This is a genomic window from Streptococcus mitis, assembly GCF_000960025.1.
GTDB classification, from domain to species: Bacteria; Bacillota; Bacilli; order Lactobacillales; family Streptococcaceae; genus Streptococcus; species Streptococcus mitis_DH.
The window spans coordinates 246,835-272,796 of record NZ_JYGQ01000004.1; the positions used below are offsets into that span (position 1 = coordinate 246,835).

Consider the following 25,962-nt stretch of genomic DNA (forward strand, 5'->3'; position numbering starts at 1 on the left):
TTTATTCCTGATAGTATGCGCTTTTTATTTGAATACTTGCTACAAAACCTCACAAGATTTACTATCATGCCATACCAAAATGGACTATTTTTTGATTATAGAAAAAGATTATTTTTAAATGTTTAGAAATAATAAAATAAATTCCAATTTATTTCTAAATATTTGAAAATAATGTCTATTTGTATTATACTATCTTTGAGGTATCTATTATGAACTATATTAAAAGACCACATTATTTAGATTTTTTAAGAAGACATCGTGACCGACAAATCATCAAAGTTGTGAGTGGAGTTAGACGAGCTGGTAAATCTGTTCTCTTTCAACTCTATAAAGAGGAGTTACTAGCAACTGGGGTAGACGAGGATCAAATCATATCCATCAATTTTGAGGATCTGAGTTACTATGACCTCCGACATTTTCAAACATTATACGCTTATATAAAAGATCAATTAGTTAGCGAGAAAACATACTATATCTTTTTAGATGAAATTCAACATGTTGAGAAATTTGAACTGGTAGCAGATAGTCTATTCATCCTACCAAATGTTGACCTCTATTTGACTGGATCAAACGCCTACTTTATGAGCAGCCAATTAGCAACAAACTTGACTGGTCGGTATGTTGAGATAGAGGTTCTTCCTTTGTCATTTGAAGAATATCTATCAGGTCAATCTCTCACAGAAAATCTGAATACAACAGAAATTTTTAACAATTATCTCTTTAGTGCTTTCCCTTACTTATTGCAAACATCATCTTACGCTGAAAAAATTGATTATCTAAGAGGAATATATAACTCAATACTGTTAAATGATATTGTAACTAGATTAGGAAATCCAAATCCTACTATTATTGAACGCATTGTCCGAACCCTTCTCAGTAGTACAGGTAGCTTAATATCAACAAATAAGATTCGCAATACCCTGGTCAGCCAAAACGTTTCAATCTCCCATAATACTTTGGAAAATTATTTGACGACTTTGACAGATAGTTTGCTTTTTTATTCCGTTCCACGTTTTGATGTAAAAGGTAGAGCATTATTGCAACGCTTAGAAAAATATTATCCCGTTGATTTAGGTTTACGACATCTCTTATTACCAGACCACAAAGAAGACATTGGGCATATCTTGGAAAATATGGTATATTTAGAATTGAGACGTAGATATTCACAAGTATATGTTGGTAATTTAGATAAATATGAGGTTGATTTTGTTGTTGTAACTGATCTTGGTCACTACACTTATTATCAAGTCAGTGAAACAACACTTGCTCCAGAAACACTAGAAAGAGAACTTAGACCACTAGAAGCCATTAAAGATCAATTCCCAAAATATCTATTAACAATGGATACGATTCAGCCAACAGCCAATTACAATGGTATTGAGAAGAAAAACATTATAGATTGGTTACTAGAAAAGTAGATAGGCACTGAACACATAAATTGAGACGCAAAAATAACACTCCTGTTTAGATCTAGTGAAACTATGAACAGGAGTGTTTTATTATGACCGAAAAAGGTTATTCCGTAGAAACTAAGTTACCCTTCATCAAAATAAAAAATGATAGAAATTAAATAAGGTAATCACGCCTAGCCTTGCAATCAAAATTTAGAAAAGGTTATCACAAAGCTAATCGAGCTAAAAAATCGACAAAAAAGCACTTTGCAAAATCTTTGCAAAGTGCTTTGAAACGTTGATATAATCGTATTGATTAACGTTTTGAGAATTGTGAAGCTTTACGAGCTTTCTTAAGACCTGGTTTGGAAAGTATGAGTTTCAGTTGGACTAAAAATAGTGTAAAATCAATATTCTATAGTTTTCAACTGCCTTTTTATTTCAAAAAATTTGTATAAGTTTTATTGAATGAGGGAAATTTCAAGTAAACAACTTAGCTGTTATTACTCCCGAATAGAGTTTCCCACTGAGTTATTGATAATGGGAGTATGGGTTTGTTTTTCTTGTAAAAATCTAATAGGTCATCATTATCTATTCGAATCACATTGTCAATCTGATCTATATTAATTACTTGCGGTGCATATAGGTAAACTATATATCCCTCTTCAACATATTGTTTAAAATCTAAAGCATCAAGTACTTTCGCTTTCTTACCTTTCACCTGAACCACAGCTTTCCTAAAGTTGCCAACCTCCCTAGAAATCATTTCACACTCGATCTTAATTGTAGTAGATTTATTTGCTATTGAATTAGATAGAACATAGTAGTTCTCTTCTATTTGCAAATAAGATATCACAAGTTCCTCTAAGTCAAAATCTGGTAGATTATCCAAAAGATTATCCTCATATGGAATAACCTTATAATATTTACTGTTTGATAATTGATTAAAAATTGTTTTCGAATACTCAATTATTATTCTATCACGAATTCTTTCAACAGTACCACCTCGTGGCCTATTGAAGGACGATTTAATTTGACCAGGAACTTGCATTCAAAAATTATAAGCTTCAACTGGTAAGACTGCTCCAATATCCAATCGTTTATCACATACTACTTCAACAGGCGACTTAACTCTACAAATCCAGTATCTACCATCTAGATCTCTTGTCCAGAATAAGTCGTCTACTTTTGCATCCCTAAAAACGTTAATTGCTGGGTTAGCTCTTCCAGATAATTCTTTAACCCTTTGATAATACTCTTGAAAACTCTCACGATAGAGATCTTCACTCTGACTACTCCACCCAATAGCAACATACTGTTTTTTACTATTTAAACAGAAATCCACCAATTCCTGTCTAGAATCAGTCCCAGTCTTCAAGTGTAATCTCACTACATTATCCATAAATTTTACCTCATCAAAGGATATAATTGTAGCATTAGTATATCATAAATAACAACAAAATTTTGACTTCCCGAAAACTAATACGATATATTGGAAGTATTGATCTTAAATAGAATATATGCGAACCGTATTAATGCCAGATTTTTTTAATAATTTCAAATTATTATCTATTTCGACTTTTCTTCTTATCAAACTTATTAATTTCTAGTTGGACATATTTTTTAAGGCTACTATTTTTGATTCTACAGTCGATAATTTTGTTTTCTTTAATTAAATTAGATATCTTATTTTTGAACTTTTCATTATTTTTTTCTCTGTATACTACTATTGTTTCAACTATCTTAACCATTGTATCTAGTTTTTTTGATAACAAAACTAATTTTGATATATCATCGTATTTATTCAAAGCATCTGGAGTACTTTCTTTTGTTCCATCAGAATTTAATTGTGTACTCCACTGACCATGAGCCAATCTATTTCTCATCGTTATAAATTCCTGAAACTCTTTTAAATAATTACTCTTATCTCGAAAGAGCTCTAATAGATTTTGTCCATTCACATCAGTCCAATCAATATCTGTTGATTTTTGAAAACTGATTTCTAGGCACTTATGCCATTTATCATATGTTGTACCTTTTCTCTTAATAATAGTTTGTAATTCAGCCTCACTAAAGGCTACCGAAGAATTTTCATGTAATATTTTCATCAATTGTAATTCAAATCTGCTACCTAAAATATAAGCGTATAGATTAGTCAATGCTTTCAATTCATATATAAGCTTTTTTCTAATTTGACTTTCTTTATTATTTGAAATATACCAATAATATTCACCTGCTAATGGTCTTATTTGACGTCTAAGAACATCTAACTGAAAATCTGCATATCGAATATTTTCAGTATAGAATTGATATAAATTTTCCTTTGTAAGCTGTTGTGCCATTTCCCCTCCAAAAACAAAAACCCTACTCTTCGAAAAAGTTTTCATAAATCAAAACTCTTTCGGAGGGTAGGGTTCGAACCCACCTTTGGTCATTAAACTTAGTTCCTAAGTGACCGACTTCCAAATTTGGATGTGTTATTTACCACTTTACACCATCTCCGTGTAATAAAGTATACAATTTTATTATAACCAATCACTGACTATTAGTCAATAACTTTCTAATACGTTATAGATACATTATCTTGTCCGTAACTTCTAAAAGTAACTTCCATCTCTCTCCCAAAACTGGAAGTTAGTCTCAGACGACGAATGATGCTAGAATTAAGTCTGAGACTTTTCGTGAGGAGGAACCTCATGACGAAAAAACAAAAACATCTCACTCTAGAAGAACGTATTGACATCCAAACTGGAATCAGCCAACAGGAGACTTTCCGTTCCATCGCTGAGAAAATTAGAAAAGACCCGTCAACGATTTCAAAGGAAATCAAGCGCAATCGCATCATGCATCCAACATCCGTCAAATCTGATTGCACGGATTGCCCACTTCTCAAAAAAGCTCCTTATGTCTGTAACAACTGTCCAAAAAAGAGAACGGATTGTGGCTTTAACCGCTATCTTTACTACGCGAAAAAGGCCCAGGAACAGTACAAGACTATGTTGAGGGAGTCCAGAGAGGGCATTCCCCTAAACAAGAAAAGTTTTTATCAGATGGACAAGATCTTATCCCTAGGCATCCAGAAGAAACAAAGCATCTACCATATCATTCAGACACATAACCTACCTGTGTCGAAAGCTACGGTGTATCGACATGCCAAGCTGGGCTATCTAACAACCAAGCCCATTGATTTCCCTCGGATGGTCAAGTTCAAGGCACGCAGAAAATCCAGAAAAGTAGCTATTCCCAAAGAGCTGAAAATTGGGCGAACCTACCAAGATTTCCAAGAGTTACGAGAAATAGATGATTTCTTCAAATGGTTGGAAATGGATACGGTCATCGGCAGACCTGGTGGAAAGCTACTGCTCACCTTCAACGTTTCCTTCTGCAATTTCCTCTTCGCCTTGCTTTTGGACAACAAGACTGCTCTGGAGGTCGCCACTAAATTCGCAGCTTTGAAAGAAAGAGTCATGGACGGAGGGTATGCGTTCCATCAGCTGTTCCCTGTCATTCTAACGGACAACGGATCTGAGTTCTCCTATGTGGAGGAGCTTGAGCGAGACATTGATGGTAAGTCTCACCTCTACTTCTGCGACCCTAGCCGTCCTGACCAGAAGGGGCGGATTGAGAAGAACCATACGGTTTTGCGAGCCATTCTGCCCAAGGGCACTTCCTTTGACCAGCTGACTCAGAAAGACGTCAATCTAGTCATTTCCCATGTCAATTCCTTGAAACGAGAAGAGTTTCAAGGAAAATCTGCTTACAACGTCTTCACCTTCAACTTTGGCGAGGACATCGCTGCTCTTCTGGGGTGCCAATTTGTCAAACCAGAAGACACACACTTATCACCTGATTTATTGAAATAAAGGGAATTTTCCTCTCTAACTACACATCTTATCACCATCGAAAAGTCTCACACTAAACGCTAGCAACTGGAAGTTACTCTAAGACGACTCTGTTTTAGGGCTATTTGTCGTGCACTTTTTTCTTAGTCTTTTCTCTTTTGAACCTTTATATATCAAAAAAAGAAAACCAGTGGACGTTAGTCTAAGAAGAATTTCTACTGATTTCACGCGTTTTTCTCATACTAAAGGCTAGGTTGTGGGAAACTGGAAGTTAGTTTTAGAAGTTACCACATTATCTTGTCTATTCTTTAAAAATCTTTATAAATAATTCTCCTACTTAAGTATTACAGTCTAATTAAGAATCAAAAATGTAAATACTGTCAATAAATCTCTCATCAATAGAATAAGGGAGAATGTCATCTGGGCTGGCATAGTTTTGGAAAATGTACTGGATTTCCATGTTTTTCTCAATATACAAGTCCATGCGAGGGGGGGAACGATATGAGTAATCCTAGCCCACTCTTCGATAAATCGGACATAATCAAAGGTTATAGGCAGGCCTTGTCTGCATGCTACATAATAGTTGAATTTCTTGGTCTTAATATCAAAAGGCAGGTCATAGGAATGGCTAACGTTATTTTTACCAAACACTTTCTTAAACATCGGCGAGGAAGCTAATATCAAGCCGTTAGCATTCACCGCTCTACTCATGACACAAAGAGAGGTTTTCAACGGATGTAGTCCACGTTCCACACACTCAACACTAGCATAGAAGGATTTCATATCCACAAAAGCTATGTCGCTTTTTGGTTCTCATGAATAGTCAAAATACCCCATAGCTAGTCCTCCAATGGCATGAAGTGACCGACGATCTTTCCTACGACTCGCGGGTTCTCATCGAATGGCGCAAACTTATCAGGATAACCCTTATCGATTGACACTAAGCGGAGTCCTTCTTCCTCACGATAGACTTTCTTGATGTAGGTCTGTGAATCCCAGACGACAGCATAAACAGCACCGTCATAATCGAAACCAGTCTCTATGATAAGAGCTACTTCTCCATTCTGGTAGGTCGGTTCCATTGAATTTCTATCAACCCAAGAAGCAAAATCATGCGGTAATTCTTCATTGTAGTAAACCACGTCATAGTCCAGGTCACCATAAACAGAGGCACCAATACCAGCAGAAAGTTTCTCGTAAACATGATACTCTGAACGTTTCTCAGAAATGCTAACAATCTTCTGTGACGATAACAGGTCACGAACGTAGGTAATAGCTTTCTCCTGATTTGGCTCTGTCAGTTGCTTATAGAGAGATGAGATTTCATCTTCACTCAAATAGCCTTCTGGAATCTTTAAGACTTTTTCCAACTTAGCAATATTGACTTTAGTTGGTTTTGACAAGCCTTTTTCCCACTTGAAGTAAGCCTGCTTTGAAACTCCGATAAGCTCAGCCAATTCTTGTTGCTCTAAGCCTAGCTCTTCTCGTTTTTGTTTTAATTTATCAGGTTGATACATAACTACCTCTTTTCTAATAGGAGTATTGTTTTGACTCGTGATTTTGCTTGCTTTGTGGTCAACTTATCTGTACGCCAGGCGTAACCCACTGACTGTCCAAAGTCATATTCTAACCAAGTACCAATATCATCTTCTTGTTCTAGTTCCTTGCGAAAGCTATTTTCTAGCAACTCAGGAAACTCTGTACTTGCCACAAAATGACACTCTCTCAGGCGATTCAGAACTTTAGCAAAAACATCTTCTTTCACCACTCGGTACTCGTCTTCAATCTCAGTATGGACTTTCTCAAAAATACTGAGGACAAACTTGCTTTGACCTGATTGATATTGATAAATAGTTGAGTTAATCTCTTGATTGTTTCGTTTCAAACGATAGCGGAATAAATCTTGTAATCGAAATTCCAAGGCATCCGCTGATACGGATAGCTCTGTCATTACTTGCTTGAAACTATCCAAGCGATAATAAATTTTTGATAGTAAGACAATATCAGGCATGAGAATATAAGCAGAGAAAAGATTGGCTTCACTCTCGTCAATCGTATCTTTTTTTCCATTTAATTGAGTAAACTGCTTCCCTGAATGTCCCAAGATATAGTGACCTAGTTCATGACACTTAGTGAAGTACTGTTTAACTTGCGAATTCTGACTTTCATAGGAAATTAAAATACCGTCCTCATCTATCATCGTCAATCCCTCAATCTTCCGATTGGTAAAGTGATGCTCCATTACCTTAATGGCAAACTTTTGGATACAGTCATCAAAATAGTAATGAAAGTGATAATTTAAGGGTGAAACCTGATTATCCTTCATGAATTGGTATAGTTGTTCTCTTGCAATTTGGGTTACTCTTGTATAAACGTCTTTCATAGTACGCCTCCTCACAAATTTATAAGTCAACTATTTGGTTGACTAAAATTATATAAAAAAAAATGGATGAATGTCCACTGAAAATTAGTTTAACAACTAATGCATCTGTCTCGCAATTAAATTGAAACCCTATCATTAACACGTTTGTAACACGATTCCTGTAAAATAAATTCCAACTAGGAGGAAATATTTATGAAAAAATTACTTAGCCTTATTGCTCTTTCTCTTACCACTCTCTTTCTCGTCGCTTGTTCAAGTAAACCTATCATGGACGGGGAATACTATGAAACCGGGGACTACGGAACCAACCTGGTCATCACCATTAAGGGTGACAAGGGAACTGTCGATGTCGAAGTTTCAACTAGTAACATGACGATTGATACTGATACACAAACCTTTGAGATTTCAGGATTCGTCAATCCAACGGTAAAATATGAATACAAGAATGATGTTATCACTGCTAGTATTACAGGCTCAGAACGTCAATATTTCAAAAAAGATAGTAAAGCATATAAGGATGAGTTTAAGAAGTTTAATATGACAAAATAGTAATAGAGTTAGATATAATACTAAAGGGCAAACATTATAGATTTTTTAGAGTAAAATCAATAATGCTTGTCCTTTAAACTTTATATCTGCCTATTAGCTCGTTATTAAGTATATTTTGTAAAATCCTTTGATATGTCGCTAAGTTTATCTAATAATGGCTTAAAATTTGAAAAATCAATAATTTCAGAGTCGTAGTTAGTTAATATTGTGTTTGCAAAAATTTCTTTCCCTATGGATTTATCATTGCCGTGCTCCTTTTTGATATCAAATTTCTTCCCATCGTGAAGAGGTTCAATTAGCTCAGTATTTATTTTTTCCAAATCAAATAAATTTTCAATTTCTACTTCACATTTAGTACTTAAATTATCTACTGGTAATGTCATTAAAAAGGCATTTAAATCTACGTGATACAAGTAATCGGTATGTATTTTTTGAATGATATCTTTATCATTTAAATTTTGAGCATTGCACAATACTTTGATTATATTATGTAGAGGCTTTTTGATTTCCCACTCATTATCTAATAAAAATACCGTAGGTTTTTGAGGCAAAGGTACATCCTCAGAGATTTCTTTAAAGTATTTGATGTAATTACGACTTATATGGTTATCCCGATTAATAAAGTAATTAAAAAGTTGGATTTGGTCAGATCCACCACCTGACAAAAAACCGAAGAAATATCTCATCCTCTTTGTTCGAGGTAAAAAATTTATTTTATACTTGAACCCATCTTTTTCCTTAGTAACTAACTCTGGGTATTCTGCATAGTATTTTCGAAGAGCTGCTTTAATATATCTACTGTCAGTCTTGCCCTCAGTTACTACAGTAATATTTGTATTAGCTATAAAATATTTATAAAAAATAAATTTTTGATAGTCTTTTTCTCTAATTGATAAAGTACTTAAATTCTTTTTCCAATCGAGTATCTGTTTCTGCTCATTTTTCTTGACTTCGAATTCCTTTCCATCGGTAAATTGTAAATTCTTTTTGTATTCTATTGAATTTAATTTTAGAGATGGTAATTCTTCTAATCTGTTGTTGTACTTCACCAAGTCATTAATAAAAGAAAACCGCCCTTCTAATTGATTCAGAGTGCCTTCTTTACCGTTTATCATAAATTTTCCAGTTTTATATAAACTATGTGCCATACTTCTAGTATGTTTATAAAAATCTTTTTTCACATTTAGTTTCTTATTTACCGAGAGACCTGTTACTGTTTGCCTTCTATTATATTCTTGAAAGTGAGTTTTTTCCGCATTAATTTTAAAGCCAGAACGAGTAACTAATTTATCTAGTTTGTCTAGAAAATCTTGATAATTATTGTCAAAATTTTTTTCGTTTGTCGAAAAAGTTAAATCATCAGCGTATCTTGTATATGTTAAGTGATATTCTTGACACAGTTCAATTATTTTATAGTCAAGGATTTGACATATTAAATTTGAAATTATTGGGGACGTTGGAGCTCCTTGTGGTAGTACTCCCTCGTAACAAGTTAATTGAGCAATGACTGTCGCTACATCAGGTAATTTAAAAAAATCATTATTCTTAAAAAAACCATGTACCCTACCGAAGTGAATCGAATCAAAAAAATCTTGCAAATCTACATTAAGTACGTACCTTTTGTTTCTATGAGGTAATGCATTAGTTTTTATACTTTTTCCTTTAAAAAATGCATGTGATATCCTATTTTTAGTATTTTTTTCTGTTAAAAATTCTTCGTACCGTTTTAAAAGCAATCGAGCTAGCTTACGTTGCACATATTTCAAGCTCTTATTTGGAGCACTGATGGTACGTTCACTTCCATTTTTCTTACTAATTGTAAATGTAGTGTAACAATTTTCAATTTTCACTCCATATAGCAACCCTGTCAATTGTTTTATTGGAATCCCAAGGGCAAAAGCTAACATGTCCCTGGAGCGTATATCCTCATAATTCATTGTTTTCTCCTAAGAATAATAAAAAAGCGTATGAAAACTCATTACGCAAAATGCAACAGACAAGTCAACTAGACATCTAGGAAGCTAAAGTAACTTGCTATATCCCCCTGCTAGAGGGAGAACGACTTACGAAACGCTAAGCCATAGAATCTGTTCATACGCATTTAAAGTATAAAATAATTCGAGAATTCTGTCAAGAACATTTTATCCTACAAACTCATCCAAACTTACTTCAAAAAACTTAGCCAACTGAATAGCTGTTCACAAAAGCATATCAGTCTCACAATTTCCCCAACGGCTGATACTACGTACAATCGTTTAGATTTCTTTTGCCAGTTCCGCACGAACCATTCTACGCTGTTGTCTATGTTCTTTAAGTCTCATTTTTTGTCCTCATCAAAAAGTTTTTTATGCTCTTTCATGAATTCAATCAACTCATCGCGAAAGATTACCTTTTCTTCCTCTGTCAATCCATCAGAAGTCATACGGAACAATACTTCGATATTTGATAAATCAATGTCGTCATTTTTTCCATCTAATAGATAGTCCGTAGTTTTGAAAAACATATACTACCACTTCTTGGAAATTATACAATACAGTTTCTAAATCAAAACAAGCAGGTTATTTTAAACCTTATGACATCAAAAGCTAACGAATATGCGAACTTTAAATCTTTACGTAGCTATGTGATTTCTATTTTTGACTGGGCAGAAGAACTGGAATATATTGAAGCGAATAAAATCGCAAAAATATTAAGACGAATAAAAGCTACTAAAAAGATTCAACTTGCAGAGTCAAAGAGAGAGGAAGATTTATATCTAACTCATGAACAACTCCAAGAATGGTTCTCAGCATTTCAAGAAGATTTAGAGAATGATAAAATAACCCTTAAAGATTATGTCCTATTTTATCTTACTTTTTTCTTAGGCGATAGAAAATCTGAAACCTATGCTCTTCAATGGAAACATATCGATTTTTCAAAATCACAGATTCAGCTAATTCAAGCTTTAGATAGATATGGAGAAGTAAAATCAACAAAGGGAAATAAGAAAACTATTTTCTCTATTTCTAATGATTTACTTCAACTTCTTACCTCTTGGAAAGAGCAACAAAAATATGAACTAGCAAAGTTTGGCATCATCAGTAATCCAGAACAATTTGTTTTTACATATATCGACACAAGAGGAAACATCAACAAGCCTTTACATGCTGACTATCTAAACAATAAAATGAAAAGCATTAGAAAGCGACATAAAGAGCTGGCACATGCTACACCTCATAAACTGCGACATACAGGAGCAACGCTTGCTAAACAAGCAGGAATGAGCTTAGAAGCTATTTCTGAGGCTCTAACACACAGTGACACAGGAACAACACAGATTTATGTAAATACTTCTAATGTAGTTCCTATGACAGTAGGTGAATTTGCTTTAAAGTCTCTAAAACAATAAGGTGAAAATAAGGTAAACTTTGAGGTGAACTTTTCAAAAAAACACGAAAAAAGCACCCATAAGGTAAACTTTTGAGTGCTTTGAAACGTTGATATAATCGTATTGATTAACGTTTTGAGAATTGTGAAGCTTTACGAGCTTTCTTAAGACCTGGTTTTTTCTACATTATGATATTTATGGTAAATTATCACTAAAATCAAGTAATTTTAAGAGATAAATCCTCAATATTTACATATATAATCCTTTTGAAAATCGAGAGGTTATCAAAGGGTTATCACATTTTAGTTTTCGGAGCTTATGTAGTTGAGAAATACGAAATACCGTATCATAAAGATGATGTACAGTTTAGCAACAAATATACAGTTTCTTCGTGCCTGGACAATTTCTTTTTCTATCCTGAAGATATTTAAACAGTTCTATATATTATTTCTTGTGAGTAATTTTCATCAAAAAATTTCGGGTATTCGGATTTTATGGTGGAAAAGGGCTTATAAATCACCCTTCTCCAAATTCTTAATAAGTGTGGAAAAATCGACACCTAAGTTGTCTGTAATGTCGTGATCATTCACTTCATACCAATTGAAAGTATCGTATAACATAGCTTTATTGAAAGCACTTGAATTAAATCGTGGCTTACGCTTTTTATGGAGCTTCTCATTGAAAAGGATTTTGGCTCGTAAGGCATCAAACGAGTAACCTCTACCCATTCGCTCTACCTGCCTAATAATGCTGTTAATTGACTCCGTATAAGCATTAGTGAGCCTTTTATCAAAGTAGTTGAATATTTCAACATGCCAGTTGTCTACGGCTCTCACGAGGTCTTTATATGCGTCTTTAGAGTTGCTGGACATACAACGGTGTCTCCATTGACTATAACGAAGATGACCTTCATCTGGATCAGGAGTATCCCATATCCAGTAAAACTCTTCTTTGAGTTCATAGGCTTCTTTTAAAGCAGGAAGATTACCTAACCAAGTATCTAAGAGGAATGATTCACGTTCATTTAGATCGTGTTTACGCTTTAGAAGGATAAACCTTTAACGCATAAGGGTACGTCTTTCTTTTTGGCTCATATGGGCTTTCAAAGACTTTCTGACGTTATCTAAGGCTTGATTAGCCATTCTAACTACATGAAACTTATCTACGACAACTTTAGCTTGTGGAAGGATAGTGTTCACTGCGTCTTTGTAGGGCTTCCACATATCCATTGTGACGTACTCAATGTAAGTCCTGTCACTGATTTCTGAAAGACGTTGGATGACTGTTTCCTTGTTACGGTTAGGCTTGATGTCATAAATAGTCCTGCGTTCAATATTAGTCAATACAAGCCGAGGTCTACGGATAATATGTATCTCGTCTATCCCAAGCCACTTAGGAGTTTCAAACTGGTATTCACGTTCTTTGAGTGCCACATAGTCCTTAAAAACGTTCCTAATGGTTTTCTCGTCAACACCAACGCTTTCTGCGACTTCTACAAAGGTCTTAGACATGGATTGCTCTTGAATGGACTTTAAAAGCCTTTTGGTCATACTACGCTTTTCATCTACAGATATTAGGCGTTCCCAGAAGGTAGATCCGCATTCACGACACTTGTATCGTCTACGGTTCAATTGTAAGCCCACTCGCTTTAAACGAATGGGCAAATCCATAATTAGTTGATTTCTTGAACTGTGTTTGTACAACTTGTCAAAACCACATTCAGGACAACGTTCAGGTGGTCCGACTGCTTCAACTTTAAACATCATATCGGTTTCATTTTCTTGTGGCGGTTCTATTGTTTTAATGTCTGGTAGGGATAATAAGTCTGACATATTATTCATCCTTTATTACTCTGCAGTGTTAAGGTATCAATTATAGATTTGATGTCGAAATCATCAGTGTTAAATTATTTTTGTGACCACAAATTCACTTAGAAAATCCCTTAAAGCATTAGCTGGTTCACTTGAATAGGGAGTTGTAAAAAAGTTCCCTTAGCCTGCACAGCAAGATAATTTCGAAACATCTTTATCAAAAGTTAGGACAGCCAGCTTCAATCCTTCTGCCATTGTTAGATATGGAGCCATCGTTTCTCTCAGATCTCCAACAGTTAAACCGAATTTCACAGCTAATGTTGCTGCATAAATTACGTCTCCTGCGTTTTCTGCCACTACATGCGCCCCTAACACTTTCAATGTTTTCGCGTCTGCCACTAATTTGAAAACACCTGTTGTTTCCCGATTAACGAGCGCTCTTGGAACAGCATCCAACGGCAATACCGATGTTTTCACTTCATATCCTTTTTCTTTTGCCTGTTGCTCCGTTAAACCAACCGTTGCAATCGATGGAGAAGTAAACGTAACGCCTGGAACCACTTCTAAATTGACCTTTTGATTTAGTCCTCCGATTGCATTACGAGCAGCAAGTCCACCTTCATAAGCAGCTACATAAACAAATTGGGGACCGAGAGTGACATCTCCAGCTGAATAAATTCGGGAATTGGTCGTTTTAAGATAATCATCAATGACAATTTCACCACGGGAACCAACTTCAACGCCTGCTGCATGTAAGTTTAATGATTCTGTATTTGGTTTTCTTCCAGTGGCAATTAGCAATTGTTCTGCTTCAATAATTCGCTTTTTACCATTTATCTCAACATGAACTTTTTTAATGTCTCCATCTTGCTCAACTCGTTCATAGGTTGCACCTGTTACTAAATTAATTCCCTGTTCTGTTAAGGCCTTAGTAATGGCTTCTGAAATTTCAGGATCGTATTCTTTTAATAGACGCTCGCTTCTTTGAATCAAAGTGACTTCTGACCCGAGGTTATGAAATAGTTGTCCTAATTCCATGCCGATATATCCTGAACCAATTACGGTAAGACGATTTGGAACCTTCTTTAATTCCAATAAGCTAGTGCTTGTTAAATAATCTACTTCATCTAATCCGGGAATATTAGGTGCAGTTGAAGAAGCACCTGTAGCTATTAAAAATCTTTTGGCTGTGATTTGATTGCCATTTACTTCAACTGTATTTTCATTTACGAATTTTGCTTCACCTTTTATTAATTCAAAACCATAATCATCAATTAAATTCACATATTTTTCATTTCGCATCTCGGTTACTAAATCATTCTTTTGTTTTACTAATGGCGCTAAATCAACATTTGAAGCCGAAGTGTGTAATCCCACAAATGGATTATTTTTTGCTAGATGATTGATTTCCCCTGCTCTTAATAAGGTCTTAGAAGGAACGCATCCGACATTAACGCAAGTTCCACCCACCGTTCCACGCTCAATCATAGCCACTTTTGCGTTCAAAGTAACGGCTTCAATGGCAGATGAAAAGGCAGCTCCACCAGAACCGATGATGATGTAATCATAATCATAGTTACCTTCATCATTTAAACTTACATCTGTCCTTTTTTCCGATTGCACTTGTATTTCTTCTGCTTCGCCCGGGTGATAATTTGCGTCAGCAATCGCCTTTATTGCACTTTCAACCTCAATATCATCGGACAGTTCAAATACTGCTTCACCACGACGATAACTAGACTCAATATTTTTAGCACCTATCTTTTCAAGTGCTGATTCTACGTGTTTTTCACAACCCGTACAAGTCATTCCTGAAATGTTTACCTTAAATTTATTCATAAAAAAGCTCCTTTCGTTAATTAATCTCTCATGTTAATGTTTCTATTATTGGACACGAATGTAATTGCTTTTCATCTGGACATCGTTGTTTTAAGTCGTCTAACATAGTTTCAATTCGTTTTAAATCCTCTATTTGTTTTTGCACTTCCTTTTGTTTTTTAGAAACAAATTCGAACATATCTTGACAACGAACTTCATCTTTATCTACAACACCAAGTAATTTATAAATCTCGCTTAAAGAGAAACCAAGTTCCTGTATTCGTTTAATAAGCCCAACACGCTTAACGTCATCATATGAATATATCCGATAACCAGCTTCCGTTCGGTGAGGTTCTTGTAATAAATTTTTTCGCTCGTAATATCTGATCGTTTCTTTATTAACTCCACATTTATCTGCAAACTCACTAATGCGATAAATCATCTTATTTCACCCCCTGAATATTATAAACCATGTACCATAGTACACGGTCAAGTAAATTGGACTATTTTATTTTTTCCCAAAGTATCACTCGTATGTGATTGATACTTTTATATAATACTATTGATTATCCTAACATCCCACCAGAAAATCCGATTTAAACACCAGTTGTTTTTAAACTATTAAGAAAGTAATTCCACTATATATTCCGAAGACCCGAAATTTCATAGAGTAGCTCCCTAGAATCATGGAAAAGTAGTAAAAATAGTTGTTATCCTAGTTGATTAAAAAAATCCCTGATTTCCTCATCTTTTATAAAATAATATATAATTTTCCCCTCTCTTCTAGTGCCCAAGATGTTTTGATTGGCTAGTTTACGAAGATGGTGGGAAGTAGATGCCATACTGAGATTTAGTAAACAGGCTATATCACAGACACAGAGTTCTTCAACAGCAAGAAGATAGAAGATGATATTTATCTGTTTATTATCGGTAAATTTTGTTAAAATGCGAAGTGATTTTTGGACTTTTTCCTTTTCAAGGTAGTTCGTTGCGGTTGTAATATTTTGCTGATTTATAACATTCACTTGGCAGATACTATCTTTTTTCATAATATTTTCTCCTAGCCTAATATAGTCCATAGTATATCAAAACTGTTATTTTCAATCAGGATATATATCCCCAATCCTAAATAAACAACGGCAATAAACCATCTGCTATATTTTTCCAAAATTTCTCCAACAGAAGAGACTTGTGCCAATTTTTGGGCAGAAAAAACCAAGAGATAAATCATGACTAGAAAGGTAAGTAAAGCTACTATCAAATTTGCTAAATTTAAGGTAGTAAAATATGGAACAAAGACACCAATATTGTCAGCACCACAACTTGCAAAAGTAATCATAGCGACTAGAAATATCAGGTTTTTATTATCTTTGCGCAAACCTTCTTTGGCAATAGCTTCTCCATCAGAATCTCCTAAAAGCAAAACTTTGAGACCTAGGAAAATTGGAATCAAACCGAGTAAACCTAAAATCTCTTTACTAGGAATATAATTTAAGACAAATGCAAAAAGCAAACTTAGCAATATTAGACTAACAGAGCCTAGAAATTGTCCTAAATAGATGTTAATGATGTCTTTTCTGCTTTTTCTTTTGGCAAAAAATAACATTAGGATAATAAGTAAGTCTACGGCTGTCCCAGAATACAGGATTATTGAAGTAACAACATTTTGAATCATAAAATACCTCATTCAAATATATTTTTGAATGTATTCTAACATTAAACTTTGTAGATGTCAACTTAAAATCCACCAAAATATAGATAAGAAGTTAGTGTACCAAATATTAAAAAGCCCTGCCATCGAAATGACAGCAGGGCTTAACTTCAATATCCAGATAATATATTTATCTAAAAAAGGTACAGTTTTTATTGATTTGTAGTGCGATATAATGAGTTTCCAAAAATCAAAAATCGCTTAAAATCAATATTTTGACATCTATTGACGTGTACTGAAACCCTTACTTAACCTCTGTAAGGATATAATTACGGTACCAGTATATCATAAATAATAACAAAATCTTGACTTTCCGAAACATAATGATTTTCCCGAAAGAAAGAGATCAACCTAAAAAATTACTGTCTTACTTATGTAATGTTTCTTTAATATAATATAGAAATAAAAAGTATGTAAATGAAAAGATTTATCACATTACTTTTAGTGTCTCTATCTACAATTTTGCTTAATTGCATGCTCTAACCAATCAAGCAATTCTTTAGATGGCGAATACCGTTGAATAAACGAGAGTAGAAATGAAGTTGCCTTTACCATTTCAGGTAACAAAGGAAATAGCAACAAAGGAGAGGCCGACACCTTTACAATTGATAAAGACAGTGCAACAATCGAACCGACTGGCTCTAATATCATAAACCGAAAAGAGAATTATACCTTCAAGGATGACGTATTCACTGTAGATATTTCAGGAACAAAGCAGGAGTATTACAAAAAGGATAGTGAAGAAATACAGCGACAAGTAAAACCCTCAAACTATTTGATATTCTTTATACAATAAAAACGCTTTTGTACTGACCCCAAAAGTTAGATTTTTTCTGTCTAACTTTTGGGGTCAGTACACACCCGCATAGCGGGTATTTTTTTGTCTCGCACCTAGCGGAGTGAGACAGGCTAATAGTCACATAATAAAAAATTTACTTAAAGTCAGATTTTAAATACTTTAGAATAGTTCTTTCTAAAACTTACCCCCAAATTTTTTTGCTCGTATAATTCATCAGGGGTTTGGGGATTCCCCAAAATTCAAATCATCCCAAAAAGTACATACACTTTGTGTATACAAATTTTAGGATGATTTTGGGAGTGTGTGTATACAGACTCTGAGCTCGCAAAGTCATATTATGAGAAATCTTTCCTTCTCGATAAAATAATCCCAAAAATCAATTTGACTGTCATTTGTGTGTACAAATATTTTAAGAAGATATATAAAAAACGCTGCAAAATTTTTAACAGCGTTTCCTTATTTTAAAATTCTCATATGTCTTTCTTTTTTATGGTTAGCATCATAGTATTCCAGCATCGCATGATACAAACGAGCCTTCGTTTTATCTTGTTGTTTAATTCCATGAAGAAATAATTCTGCTCGCTTTAATTTCAATATGTATTCACATATCTGATCAAAATCCTTATCCATATTACTTTTGAAAATAAACATCTTTTTCCTCCATCACATCAACTATTTTTTGCATCAAAATAGACATATCCATTTTGTTTTCATAGCTTATTCTCCCAACTACAGTTGCAAGACGGGCTATAGAATTGATATTCTTTCCGACTTGTTCCAACTCTTCTGTTAAAGGAACTAAACCTTCAAAAGAGACTTTTTGGATGTTCAAATCTGTTCGTATTAATTTTTGTCTAGCAAACTCAGAAAAATTACGAATATTTTCCTTCCTCATACAATCATTTAATTTTTTATTTTCTTCTTCCGTCAAAAACACCTGTTTCAACACAGATTTTATTCTCATGGTCCTATCACCTCGTTTTCTTATTTAGTCGTTTTACAAGTTCTTTCACTTGTTTACTTGTCTTCTTTTCATATTCTATCATCAGCTCAACGCAGTAGTGAAATATCCTTACATTATCCAAATCCTCACTTTGTTCTGCTATTCTTTCTAACTGACGTAAGTTATTGATAATTCTTCTAACTTGAAATATAAAGTCATGATAAGATTCAAAATCAAATTGAAGATAAATAGGCGAGCTCTTAAATAACATTTTTCTGGCATAAGAGGAAAAACTTAGATGATTTGTCATTTCAATCAAGTTATTCACTATTTCATTTTGCTCCTCAGTGATGTAACATTTCTTTAGAACAGTCCTATATCTACTCATTTATCATATACTTCTTTCGGGCATTTTCATGGGCAATAGCTTTGCACTCCAGCATACGTTCCTGCTTTAAATTCTCCATAGACTTAAATAAATACGCCAAAGGAGACGTCGCATCCTCAGGAATCCGTTCAATCATGCTAATGACTTCATCACTAGTTACATACCCACTAGCCAAATACTCGCCTATCTTCATCTTCTGAGCATGTGTTAAAGTGTAATTGTTAGGATACAAAAATCTATCATTGTACTTATAAGAAATGGATTCTAACAAAGAATAATATTTGGGTGGAATATAAGTTTCAGGCTTTCTAGAACTATTATCCAGTATATTCTCAATCTCTTTCTTATTCTTATTCTTACTCTTGTTCTTAATCTCTTGCGTTACATTATCATTTTCATCCGTTACTGTAACGTTACAGTCTAAAACGAGTTGTGGCTCGCCTGTAATTAGTGCTTTTTGTTTTTGTCTATGACGAGCAACACGTTCCCTAGTTTGTTTTCTAATCTTTTCTAGTCCATCTATATTCTGATGTTTCTCCCATTTTGGAATGGTAATAGCGCCATCTATGATTTCTATCATGCCAAATTCTTCAAACATGCTGAGAGCTAATTTTACAGATGTAGCCTTTCGCCTAAACACTGTTGAAAGCATCTCTTCTGTGTAATAAACCTTGTTCCCTAGACTTAATATGCCACTATTATTTTGCTTTCCTGCAAGCACCAGAATTTTAAACCATATTACAATAAGAGTATCTCCTTCTGGCATTGATTCTATTAGCTGAATTTTTTCATCATCAAATATATCTGTTGTTATCTTGATCCACTGAACACCATTCATACGAGTACCTATCTTTCATATTGCTTCAACCATCTTGTTACTGCTCTTTTATCGTATAAAGTCACTCCATCAATCACCATGGTTGGCATTCCTTCTTTCGTCCATTTTTGGATTGTTGTCGTAGATACATCTAACCACCTAGACAAACCTGACATACGAACCATAGGTTTATAAAGTTCTTTATCTTCAAATACTCTTGCTACAGCATTTGAAATCATCTCATCATAGTGAGCACGTAATTGCTTCTCTAATTCTTTAGGAAGCTGGACAACTAAAGTAGTTTCCGACATAAATTCACACCTCATTTCTAAATTAAATAAGCTCCGAAACCATTTAATTTGTTATTCATTTTGAATTATATATCCTTTTTGAATTTTTGCCAAGCTTTTTTATTCAAAAAGAATAAAATGTGTTATAATGATAAAAAGGAGGTTCTTATGACGAATCATATTACTAAACTGATAGAAAATAGCGGAAAAAAATTGACAGAAATTAGCGAAGCTACAAATATAGCCTATCCTACACTTTCTGGATACAATCAAGGAATCCGCAAACCTAAAAAAGATAATGCTGAAAAATTGGCAAAATACTTTAATGTTTCCGTCGCTTACATTATGGGACTTGATAGCAACCCACACGCTCCATCAAATCTTAAAATTGTTACAGATAGTTTCAAAACATCTAAAATTGGTTCTGTGACACCTTTTAAAAGCGATATGGAGAAGTTAAAGAAGAGCATCGAATTTGGCGAAAGGGCATTAGCACTACCACTTGATGATAGTTTTTCAGATGAATTTCGTCATATATTCTCAGAATATCTAGCTGAGAAAAACAAACGTTTTATGTCTGAGTTTATAGATTATATGAATCACCAAAATAAAGATTCTAAAGTTTGGCAGAGCTGGATTAAAACAGACGAATACGCTATCCGCCAAGAAGATAGAAAAAATAGATAGACACTCATTTCTCAATTACATAAGCTCCGAAAACTTAGATACGGAGAAAAAATGTCTATACACAAATACAAAACAAAAAAAGGAATCCTATACTATGTCAGCTTTTACATTGGCTTAGATGCTTATGGAAAGAAAAAAAGGCACTTAAAGAGAGGGTTCAAAACCAAAAAAGAGGCAAAATTGTACGAAGCTCGTTTAGAAGCTGGTGTCGTTGCCCCCACAGTAAGTACCGACAAACCTAACCCCAAAGTCACTTATAAAGAACTTTATCAAGAAAGGTTTAATGCCTATGTTGGTACCGTTGAAGAAACAACTTCTTCCCAAACTAAGAATATCTATCGAATACATATTCTACCAATATTTGGCGATAAATTTATTGACCAAATCAGTCCTTTAGACTGTCAAAACTTTATTACACAAAAATCTCAGACTTTCAAAAATATCAAACAGATAAAATCCTATACCTCAAAAATTTTTGATTTTGCAATCAACATGAACTACATTGATCGAAATCCAATGAAGAATGTTATCATGCCTAAAATCAAAAAAACTAGATCAGATAATTTTTGGTCACTGGAGGAATTACATCATTTCCTTGATATAGTGAAAGAAACCGAGCCATTTAAACATTTTGCTTTATTTAGACTGCTTGCATTTAGTGGACTACGAAAAGGGGAGTTATACGCTTTAAAATGGGTTGATATTAACTTTGACAGCAATCTATTGAACATAGATAAAAGTCTAGGAAGAATTGACGGTAAAGCGATTGAAAAGAGCACAAAGAATGAATCTTCAGTTCGTACAATCTATCTTGATGATGAGACAATCGATATTATTAAGCAATGGAGAAATTTCTATCTGAAAGAACAATCTCAGCTTCCTCTTACAAAGCTGAATATTAGTGATGAATATATGTTCTCTTACATATCAAGTAATGACAAAATTGAACCTTTGCATGCTGATTACATTAATAACGTACTGAATCGAATTATTAAAAAGCATAAATTAAAACCAATTAGCCCACATGGGTTTAGACATACACATGCAACACTTATGTCTGAAATTGGAATCGATCCTTCTAATACATCAAAACGTCTCGGTCATGCAAGCAGTCAGGTGACATTAGATGTCTATACTCACACCACAAAAACTGGTGAGAAAAACTCTATTGACAAATTTGCAGACTATCTCAATAAAGCAAAATAAATCATGATTTTAAAAATTTAGAAGAGGTTATCAGAAGGTTATCACAAAGCTATTTGAGCTCAAAAATCGACAAAAAAGCACTTTGCAAAATTTTTGCAAAGTGCTTTGAAACGTTGATATAATCGTATTGATTAACGTTTTGAGGCAACTGACCTTGTCAGGTTGCAGCCACATTTGTAAGCGACTAAAGTCGCAACAACTGTGTCAATTGCACCAATTTAGTAAGAAAGTAGAAAAAAGAACACCCCGAAAGGTGCTCTGTATAAGTATAGTAATTCTTTCGAATTAACGTTTACTAAATTGTGATGCTTTACGAGCTTTCTTAAGACCTGGTTTGGAAAGTATGAATTTCAGTTGGACTAAAAACAGCGTAATATCAAGACTTTTCTCCGCTTTTATAAAAGCTTTTTTCCAATCAAATTCAACTAATTTTATCCGAATGGTGTGGATTTTACCCCCAAAATTACAGAGAATGGAGCTGATAAACACTAAACGTTCACACCATTAGTTAAATGATTTTTTGTTCATCATTTTTCTTAGATGATAGAACTTCTAATTTATTTCTTATTCAAGCAAAAACAACCTGCTATAAGTAAGAAAGAGGAAGATACAAGAAAAACACGGCGTAAAAACCGATTCAGTTCATTGTCCTCAATCCTTGTCTGCTTCATTTTCTTTTACGAGATCGTTTTGTGAATCTTTTTCAGAGAGTTTTTGATCAATATACTTGTCAATGTTTTCATAAAATTCCTTGGTCGCTTCACTATCTAATGTTGGCGAGTTCTGAACTTGATTCACTTTCAATTGAACAGATTGAATACCGTAAGAGGCTTGTTTTTGGTGGAGTGTTTCTAATTCTTCTTCTGAAATCGGATCTCCAACAACCGTCAAGACCAATTCATTGTTACTTGACTTGTAGACTTGATTAATAACCGTATAATTGGCGAACTCTTTTCCTACAAACTGTTTGATCCCTTCTTTGCGCGCTTGATCTATCGTCAGAGTGACTGCCGAATAGCTAGCTGGAAGAATCAACAATACAATCAAAGATATCAAGCCAATTCTCATTTTAATGCTCAGCTCTTTAAATGAAGTTAAAGGAGATTTTCTCATCAAAATTCTTGTTCCAACAATGTTGGCTAGCATGATAAAGACACAGTTGATCAAGAAAAGATAGAGAGCCCCCAATAAAAATCGTACATTCCCATTAGCTAAACCATAGCCAGCAGTACAGATAGGCGGCATCAGAGCTGTAGCAATGGCTACTCCTGGCACGATATTGTTTGCTTCTTTTTTCCTTGAACCGATCACACCAGCAATCCCACCAGCAATAGCAATGAGGACATCCCAAATGGTTGGAGAGGTTCGTGCAATCAACTCGCTACTTGCATAAGACAAGGGAGAAATCCAGAAATACAGAGTCGAGACAAGCAAACTGACCAACACTTGAGTCAATAAAACCTCTAGAGATTGCTTGATTAAACGCGTATCAAAAATAGCTAAACCGAATCCCAGTCCAACAATCGGTGTCATGAGAGGTGAAATCAACATGGCTCCTATAATGACAGCTGTTGAATTCATATTTAGTCCGATAGAGGCAATAAAAATTGCACACATCAAAATCGCTGTATCTCTCAATCGAACATGAAGGTCATCGTATAATTTCTCACGGTATTCCCGTGTTGAATAATTGGCAGTCATTTGTCCTCTCCTCTTTCCTTATTTAAATTGGTATAATAATTAAAAATAACAGCTGATAAACAGCCAAAAAATATGAGCCCATAAATCGTCAAGAAGACACTGGTAATCCTTCCAATCAAGGTCACAGCTAGGAGATCCCCGTAGCCGACAGTCGTCGAAGTCACAAAAGCATACCAAAGACCGTCTCCGTAATTTGTGATAGCAGGTTCAACTAGGAAAAGCACGCCTCCTGACCCAAAAACAAAGGTCACAAAACTCAGAGCAAACCGAGTAAAACCCGTAACCTGCATAATATGCCATAACATTTTTAAACGTTTCATTTGTTCTCCTTATTCATACTAGCTCCTGACCGAGCCGTTTTTTTCCAATAATCAAAGTGAAGATAGGACATGATCTCCATCAGAGAAAGATAGACAAACTGATAGATCTGATTTAAGCTGATTATCAACTGATATTGTTTGAAAAATGACTGGAAGAAAGACCAGATATGACTGTCTTGAATCAGTCCCTTCTTAATATCAGACAGGATATTAGCTAAAGCTCCCAAGGACTGAAACGGTAAATCCTTGACATTTATATAGATCCGGTCCACCACATCATTCAGACTGGTATCTTGGATGGCATGAAATTCTCCAAAGAGAACTCCTGCCGCTCCAAGAGTAGAAACAAATTCCACCAAATAATTTCTGAGGAAATTTTCTCAACCTTTTCCCATAATGTGTTTAGTGCCATCCATAACGATCCCAACCAGAAAAAGGAAAGAAAACAAGCAAAGAAATTTTGCCGTAAATCCCAAAAAGCTTCAAGACTTGGTGTTGTTGGTTTTTCTAACTCTAAAACCAAGATGGTCATAATAATTGCTAGAACAGCATCTGTCAATACAATTAATCTGTCTTTCTTCATCGGATTGCATCCCCTTTCTTTTTTGTAACATTCTATCTTATCGCATAATATTGGATATTCTTTCATAATCCGACTACAAACAAAAATAAACCAAAAAGTATGTCCCTATTATACTATATTTAACTCTAGAAGTATTCATCCATCTAATTAATAAATATATCATATTTCACAATAAGTGAATACTATCAAAGATTCATCCCCTTTCACTTCATCATGTAGTGTTGCTTAGATTTATCAAAAACAACCAAATTTGTATTAATTTCAAGTATCACCTAGTTACAAAAATTTGGGGTGAACAGAAAAAGCATCCCGTATTTTTGATACGAAATACTTTCAATAAGTTTAAATAAGTTTTAACGTTTACTAAATTGTGATGCTTTACGAGCTTTTTTCAAGCCTGGTTTCTTACGTTCAACTTTACGTGAGTCACGTGTAAGAAGTCCTGCGCGTTTCAATGAATCGCGGAAGTCTGGGTCTACTTGAAGAAGGGCACGAGCGATACCGTGACGGATAGCTCCTGATTGACCTGCGTATCCACCACCTACAACGTTAACGAAAACGTCGTATGAACCTGCAGTTGAAGTAACTGCGAATGGTTGGTTGATTACAAGACGAAGGTCAGCGTGTGGGATGTACTCTTCAACATCTTTTTTGTTAACAGTGATTTTACCAGTTCCTGGAACAAGGCGAACGCGTGCAACAGCGTTTTTACGACGTCCAGTACCTGCATATTGTGCTTGTGACATACTTTATTGTTCCTTTCCTTAGATAAGTCCTGAAATATCAAGAACTTCTGGTTGTTGTGCAGCGTGAGTGTGCTCAGCTCCAACAAATACTTTCAACTTCATACCTTGAGCGCGTCCAAGAGTATTGTGTGGAAGCATACCTTTAACTGATTTCTCAATCAAACGTACTGCATTTTTAGAACGAAGTTCACCTGCAGAGATTTGTTTCAATCCACCTGGGTGGTTTGAGTGAGTGTAGTAGATTTTATCAGTTGCTTTTTTACCAGTCAATTTAACTTTTTCAGCATTGATAACAATCACAAAGTCACCTGTATCAGTGTGTGGTGTAAATGTTGGTTTGTTTTTTCCGCGAAGTACGCTAGCAACTACTGCAGAAAGACGTCCAAGTGGTACATCAGTTGCGTCAACTACGTACCATTTACGTTCAACTTGGCCTGGTTTAGCCATAAATGTTGTTTTGTTCATGATTTCTCCTATATATAGTTCGATTTTTGTTTACGGTGATGGGTGTTCCTTCCCATCGAAAAGTATTTGGAAGGTTCCGGGGCCTTTCAAATGGGGTAAACAATACCGCCTACTATAATACCAAATTTCACCCCTAAAAGTCAAT

The 25,962-nt window shown here is 34.6% G+C and carries 27 protein-coding genes and 4 pseudogenes; 8 read left to right on the forward strand and 23 right to left on the reverse strand.

All coding sequences use genetic code 11. From position 1 onward, the window contains the following. Nucleotides 1-209: 209 nt before the first annotated feature. Nucleotides 210-1,418: an ATP-binding protein gene (locus TZ91_RS07995; protein WP_001106639.1), complete on the forward strand. Its 1,209-nt coding sequence runs from the start codon at nucleotides 210-212 to the stop codon at nucleotides 1,416-1,418. Between the two features lie 466 nt (nucleotides 1,419-1,884). Here the strand turns inward: TZ91_RS07995 and TZ91_RS08000 are convergent, their stop codons facing one another. The 3 genes from TZ91_RS08000 to TZ91_RS08010 all read right to left on the reverse strand — a co-directional run bounded on the left by TZ91_RS08000 (nucleotide 1,885) and on the right by TZ91_RS08010 (nucleotide 3,733). Further along, nucleotides 1,885-2,283 carry a hypothetical protein gene (locus tag TZ91_RS08000; RefSeq protein WP_235196429.1) on the reverse strand — a complete coding sequence of 133 codons (399 nt, stop codon included), beginning with the start codon at nucleotides 2,281-2,283 and terminating at the stop codon, nucleotides 1,885-1,887. Between the two features lie 159 nt (nucleotides 2,284-2,442). Then, nucleotides 2,443-2,793: a hypothetical protein gene (locus TZ91_RS08005; RefSeq protein ID WP_000370998.1), complete on the reverse strand. Its 351-nt coding sequence runs from the start codon at nucleotides 2,791-2,793 to the stop codon at nucleotides 2,443-2,445. Between the two features lie 163 nt (nucleotides 2,794-2,956). Next, nucleotides 2,957-3,733, reverse strand: coding sequence for a hypothetical protein (locus TZ91_RS08010; RefSeq protein ID WP_004239161.1), 777 nt, complete (start codon nucleotides 3,731-3,733; stop codon nucleotides 2,957-2,959). A gap of 354 nt (nucleotides 3,734-4,087) precedes the next feature. Between TZ91_RS08010 and TZ91_RS08015 the strand changes: the two genes are divergently transcribed. Further along, entirely contained in the window at nucleotides 4,088-5,254 is a 1,167-nt protein-coding gene (locus tag TZ91_RS08015) for an IS30 family transposase (protein ID WP_000163015.1), read from the forward strand. A 358-nt stretch (nucleotides 5,255-5,612) separates the two neighbouring features. Here the strand turns inward: TZ91_RS08015 and TZ91_RS08020 are convergent. The 3 genes and pseudogenes from TZ91_RS08020 to TZ91_RS08030 all read right to left on the reverse strand — a co-directional run. Beyond that, a pseudogene (locus tag TZ91_RS08020) lies at nucleotides 5,613-6,016 on the reverse strand (Y-family DNA polymerase); the annotation flags it as partial. A gap of 56 nt (nucleotides 6,017-6,072) precedes the next feature. After that, nucleotides 6,073-6,750 (reverse strand): XRE family transcriptional regulator, encoded by a 678-nt coding sequence (locus TZ91_RS08025; RefSeq protein ID WP_000284651.1) that lies wholly within the window; start codon nucleotides 6,748-6,750, stop codon nucleotides 6,073-6,075. 2 nt (nucleotides 6,751-6,752) lie between these two features. Further along, complete coding sequence (locus TZ91_RS08030; protein WP_000656071.1) at nucleotides 6,753-7,616, reverse strand: ImmA/IrrE family metallo-endopeptidase; 864 nt, start codon at nucleotides 7,614-7,616, stop codon at nucleotides 6,753-6,755. Between the two features lie 192 nt (nucleotides 7,617-7,808). On the opposite strand from TZ91_RS08030, the gene TZ91_RS08035 reads away from it, so the two are divergent. Further along, nucleotides 7,809-8,165 carry a hypothetical protein gene (locus tag TZ91_RS08035; RefSeq protein WP_000735494.1) on the forward strand — a complete coding sequence of 119 codons (357 nt, stop codon included), beginning with the start codon at nucleotides 7,809-7,811 and terminating at the stop codon, nucleotides 8,163-8,165. 104 nt (nucleotides 8,166-8,269) lie between these two features. Here TZ91_RS08035 and TZ91_RS08040 read toward each other — a convergent pair whose 3' ends face one another. Together TZ91_RS08040 and TZ91_RS08045 are read right to left on the reverse strand one after the other, a co-directional pair. Further along, nucleotides 8,270-10,102, reverse strand: a complete 1,833-nt coding sequence (locus TZ91_RS08040; protein WP_001105313.1) for a retron Ec67 family RNA-directed DNA polymerase/endonuclease — start codon at nucleotides 10,100-10,102, stop codon at nucleotides 8,270-8,272. A gap of 380 nt (nucleotides 10,103-10,482) precedes the next feature. After that, nucleotides 10,483-10,668: a hypothetical protein gene (locus tag TZ91_RS08045; protein ID WP_004239148.1), complete on the reverse strand. Its 186-nt coding sequence runs from the start codon at nucleotides 10,666-10,668 to the stop codon at nucleotides 10,483-10,485. Here TZ91_RS08045 and TZ91_RS08050 point away from each other — a divergent pair. After that, nucleotides 10,657-11,553: pseudogene (locus TZ91_RS08050) on the forward strand (site-specific integrase); the annotation flags it as partial. The gene TZ91_RS08045 and the pseudogene TZ91_RS08050 overlap by 12 nt on opposite strands. A gap of 488 nt (nucleotides 11,554-12,041) precedes the next feature. On the opposite strand, the pseudogene TZ91_RS08055 reads toward TZ91_RS08050, so the two are convergent. From TZ91_RS08055 to TZ91_RS08075, 5 genes and pseudogenes are all read right to left on the reverse strand, one after another. Beyond that, a pseudogene (locus TZ91_RS08055) lies at nucleotides 12,042-13,364 on the reverse strand (ISL3 family transposase). A gap of 159 nt (nucleotides 13,365-13,523) precedes the next feature. Beyond that, on the reverse strand, nucleotides 13,524-15,182 hold the full coding sequence (gene merA / locus TZ91_RS08060; protein WP_001031943.1) for a mercury(II) reductase: 1,659 nt from the start codon (nucleotides 15,180-15,182) through the stop codon (nucleotides 13,524-13,526). Between the two features lie 28 nt (nucleotides 15,183-15,210). Continuing rightward, nucleotides 15,211-15,603, reverse strand: a complete 393-nt coding sequence (merR, locus tag TZ91_RS08065) for an Hg(II)-responsive transcriptional regulator (RefSeq protein ID WP_000640389.1) — start codon at nucleotides 15,601-15,603, stop codon at nucleotides 15,211-15,213. A gap of 268 nt (nucleotides 15,604-15,871) precedes the next feature. Then, the gene (gene cadX, locus TZ91_RS08070) at nucleotides 15,872-16,210 is read right to left on the reverse strand and encodes a Cd(II)/Zn(II)-sensing metalloregulatory transcriptional regulator CadX (protein WP_000711088.1); all 339 of its coding nucleotides are present in this window, start codon (nucleotides 16,208-16,210) and stop codon (nucleotides 15,872-15,874) included. An 11-nt stretch (nucleotides 16,211-16,221) separates the two neighbouring features. Further along, nucleotides 16,222-16,836 carry a CadD family cadmium resistance transporter gene (locus tag TZ91_RS08075; RefSeq protein WP_000615750.1) on the reverse strand — a complete coding sequence of 205 codons (615 nt, stop codon included), beginning with the start codon at nucleotides 16,834-16,836 and terminating at the stop codon, nucleotides 16,222-16,224. A 28-nt stretch (nucleotides 16,837-16,864) separates the two neighbouring features. Here TZ91_RS08075 and TZ91_RS10680 point away from each other — a divergent pair, with 28 nt between their 5' ends. Next, complete coding sequence (locus tag TZ91_RS10680) at nucleotides 16,865-17,038, forward strand: FanG protein (protein WP_071788300.1); 174 nt, start codon at nucleotides 16,865-16,867, stop codon at nucleotides 17,036-17,038. A 251-nt stretch (nucleotides 17,039-17,289) separates the two neighbouring features. Then, a pseudogene (locus tag TZ91_RS10800) lies at nucleotides 17,290-17,668 on the forward strand (hypothetical protein). 459 nt (nucleotides 17,669-18,127) lie between these two features. Here the strand turns inward: TZ91_RS10800 and TZ91_RS08080 are convergent. The 4 genes from TZ91_RS08080 to TZ91_RS08100 all read right to left on the reverse strand — a co-directional run bounded on the left by TZ91_RS08080 (nucleotide 18,128) and on the right by TZ91_RS08100 (nucleotide 20,130). Next, the gene (locus TZ91_RS08080) at nucleotides 18,128-18,322 is read right to left on the reverse strand and encodes a hypothetical protein (protein ID WP_000469564.1); all 195 of its coding nucleotides are present in this window, start codon (nucleotides 18,320-18,322) and stop codon (nucleotides 18,128-18,130) included. Beyond that, nucleotides 18,303-18,635, reverse strand: a complete 333-nt coding sequence (locus TZ91_RS08085; RefSeq protein WP_001220782.1) for a hypothetical protein — start codon at nucleotides 18,633-18,635, stop codon at nucleotides 18,303-18,305. The genes TZ91_RS08080 and TZ91_RS08085 overlap by 20 nt, the downstream gene beginning before the upstream one ends. Before the next feature lie 359 nt (nucleotides 18,636-18,994). Further along, nucleotides 18,995-19,840 (reverse strand): phage replisome organizer N-terminal domain-containing protein, encoded by an 846-nt coding sequence (locus TZ91_RS08095; RefSeq protein ID WP_033686361.1) that lies wholly within the window; start codon nucleotides 19,838-19,840, stop codon nucleotides 18,995-18,997. 8 nt (nucleotides 19,841-19,848) lie between these two features. Then, nucleotides 19,849-20,130 carry a hypothetical protein gene (locus TZ91_RS08100; RefSeq protein WP_000005472.1) on the reverse strand — a complete coding sequence of 94 codons (282 nt, stop codon included), beginning with the start codon at nucleotides 20,128-20,130 and terminating at the stop codon, nucleotides 19,849-19,851. Between the two features lie 147 nt (nucleotides 20,131-20,277). On the opposite strand from TZ91_RS08100, the gene TZ91_RS08105 reads away from it, so the two are divergent. Further along, nucleotides 20,278-20,796, forward strand: a complete 519-nt coding sequence (locus TZ91_RS08105; protein WP_033686359.1) for a helix-turn-helix domain-containing protein — start codon at nucleotides 20,278-20,280, stop codon at nucleotides 20,794-20,796. Between the two features lie 51 nt (nucleotides 20,797-20,847). Continuing rightward, complete coding sequence (locus tag TZ91_RS08110; protein WP_045597564.1) at nucleotides 20,848-22,002, forward strand: site-specific integrase; 1,155 nt, start codon at nucleotides 20,848-20,850, stop codon at nucleotides 22,000-22,002. Between the two features lie 651 nt (nucleotides 22,003-22,653). Here TZ91_RS08110 and TZ91_RS08120 read toward each other — a convergent pair. From TZ91_RS08120 to rplM, 6 genes are all read right to left on the reverse strand, one after another. Beyond that, nucleotides 22,654-23,703 carry a DUF389 domain-containing protein gene (locus TZ91_RS08120; protein ID WP_033686358.1) on the reverse strand — a complete coding sequence of 350 codons (1,050 nt, stop codon included), beginning with the start codon at nucleotides 23,701-23,703 and terminating at the stop codon, nucleotides 22,654-22,656. Continuing rightward, complete coding sequence (locus tag TZ91_RS08125) at nucleotides 23,700-24,023, reverse strand: potassium channel family protein (protein WP_000825751.1); 324 nt, start codon at nucleotides 24,021-24,023, stop codon at nucleotides 23,700-23,702. Before TZ91_RS08125 ends, TZ91_RS08120 begins: the two co-directional genes overlap by 4 nt. Next, nucleotides 24,020-24,379, reverse strand: coding sequence for a hypothetical protein (locus tag TZ91_RS08130; RefSeq protein ID WP_000397555.1), 360 nt, complete (start codon nucleotides 24,377-24,379; stop codon nucleotides 24,020-24,022). The genes TZ91_RS08125 and TZ91_RS08130 overlap by 4 nt, the downstream gene beginning before the upstream one ends. Next, the gene (locus TZ91_RS08135; protein WP_006151097.1) at nucleotides 24,304-24,606 is read right to left on the reverse strand and encodes a TMEM175 family protein; all 303 of its coding nucleotides are present in this window, start codon (nucleotides 24,604-24,606) and stop codon (nucleotides 24,304-24,306) included. Before TZ91_RS08135 ends, TZ91_RS08130 begins: the two co-directional genes overlap by 76 nt. A 353-nt stretch (nucleotides 24,607-24,959) precedes the next feature. Next, nucleotides 24,960-25,352 (reverse strand): 30S ribosomal protein S9, encoded by a 393-nt coding sequence (gene rpsI, locus TZ91_RS08140; protein ID WP_000075964.1) that lies wholly within the window; start codon nucleotides 25,350-25,352, stop codon nucleotides 24,960-24,962. Nucleotides 25,353-25,370: 18 nt separating this feature from the next. Continuing rightward, entirely contained in the window at nucleotides 25,371-25,817 is a 447-nt protein-coding gene (rplM, locus tag TZ91_RS08145) for a 50S ribosomal protein L13 (protein WP_001044624.1), read from the reverse strand. Nucleotides 25,818-25,962: the final 145 nt, after the last annotated feature.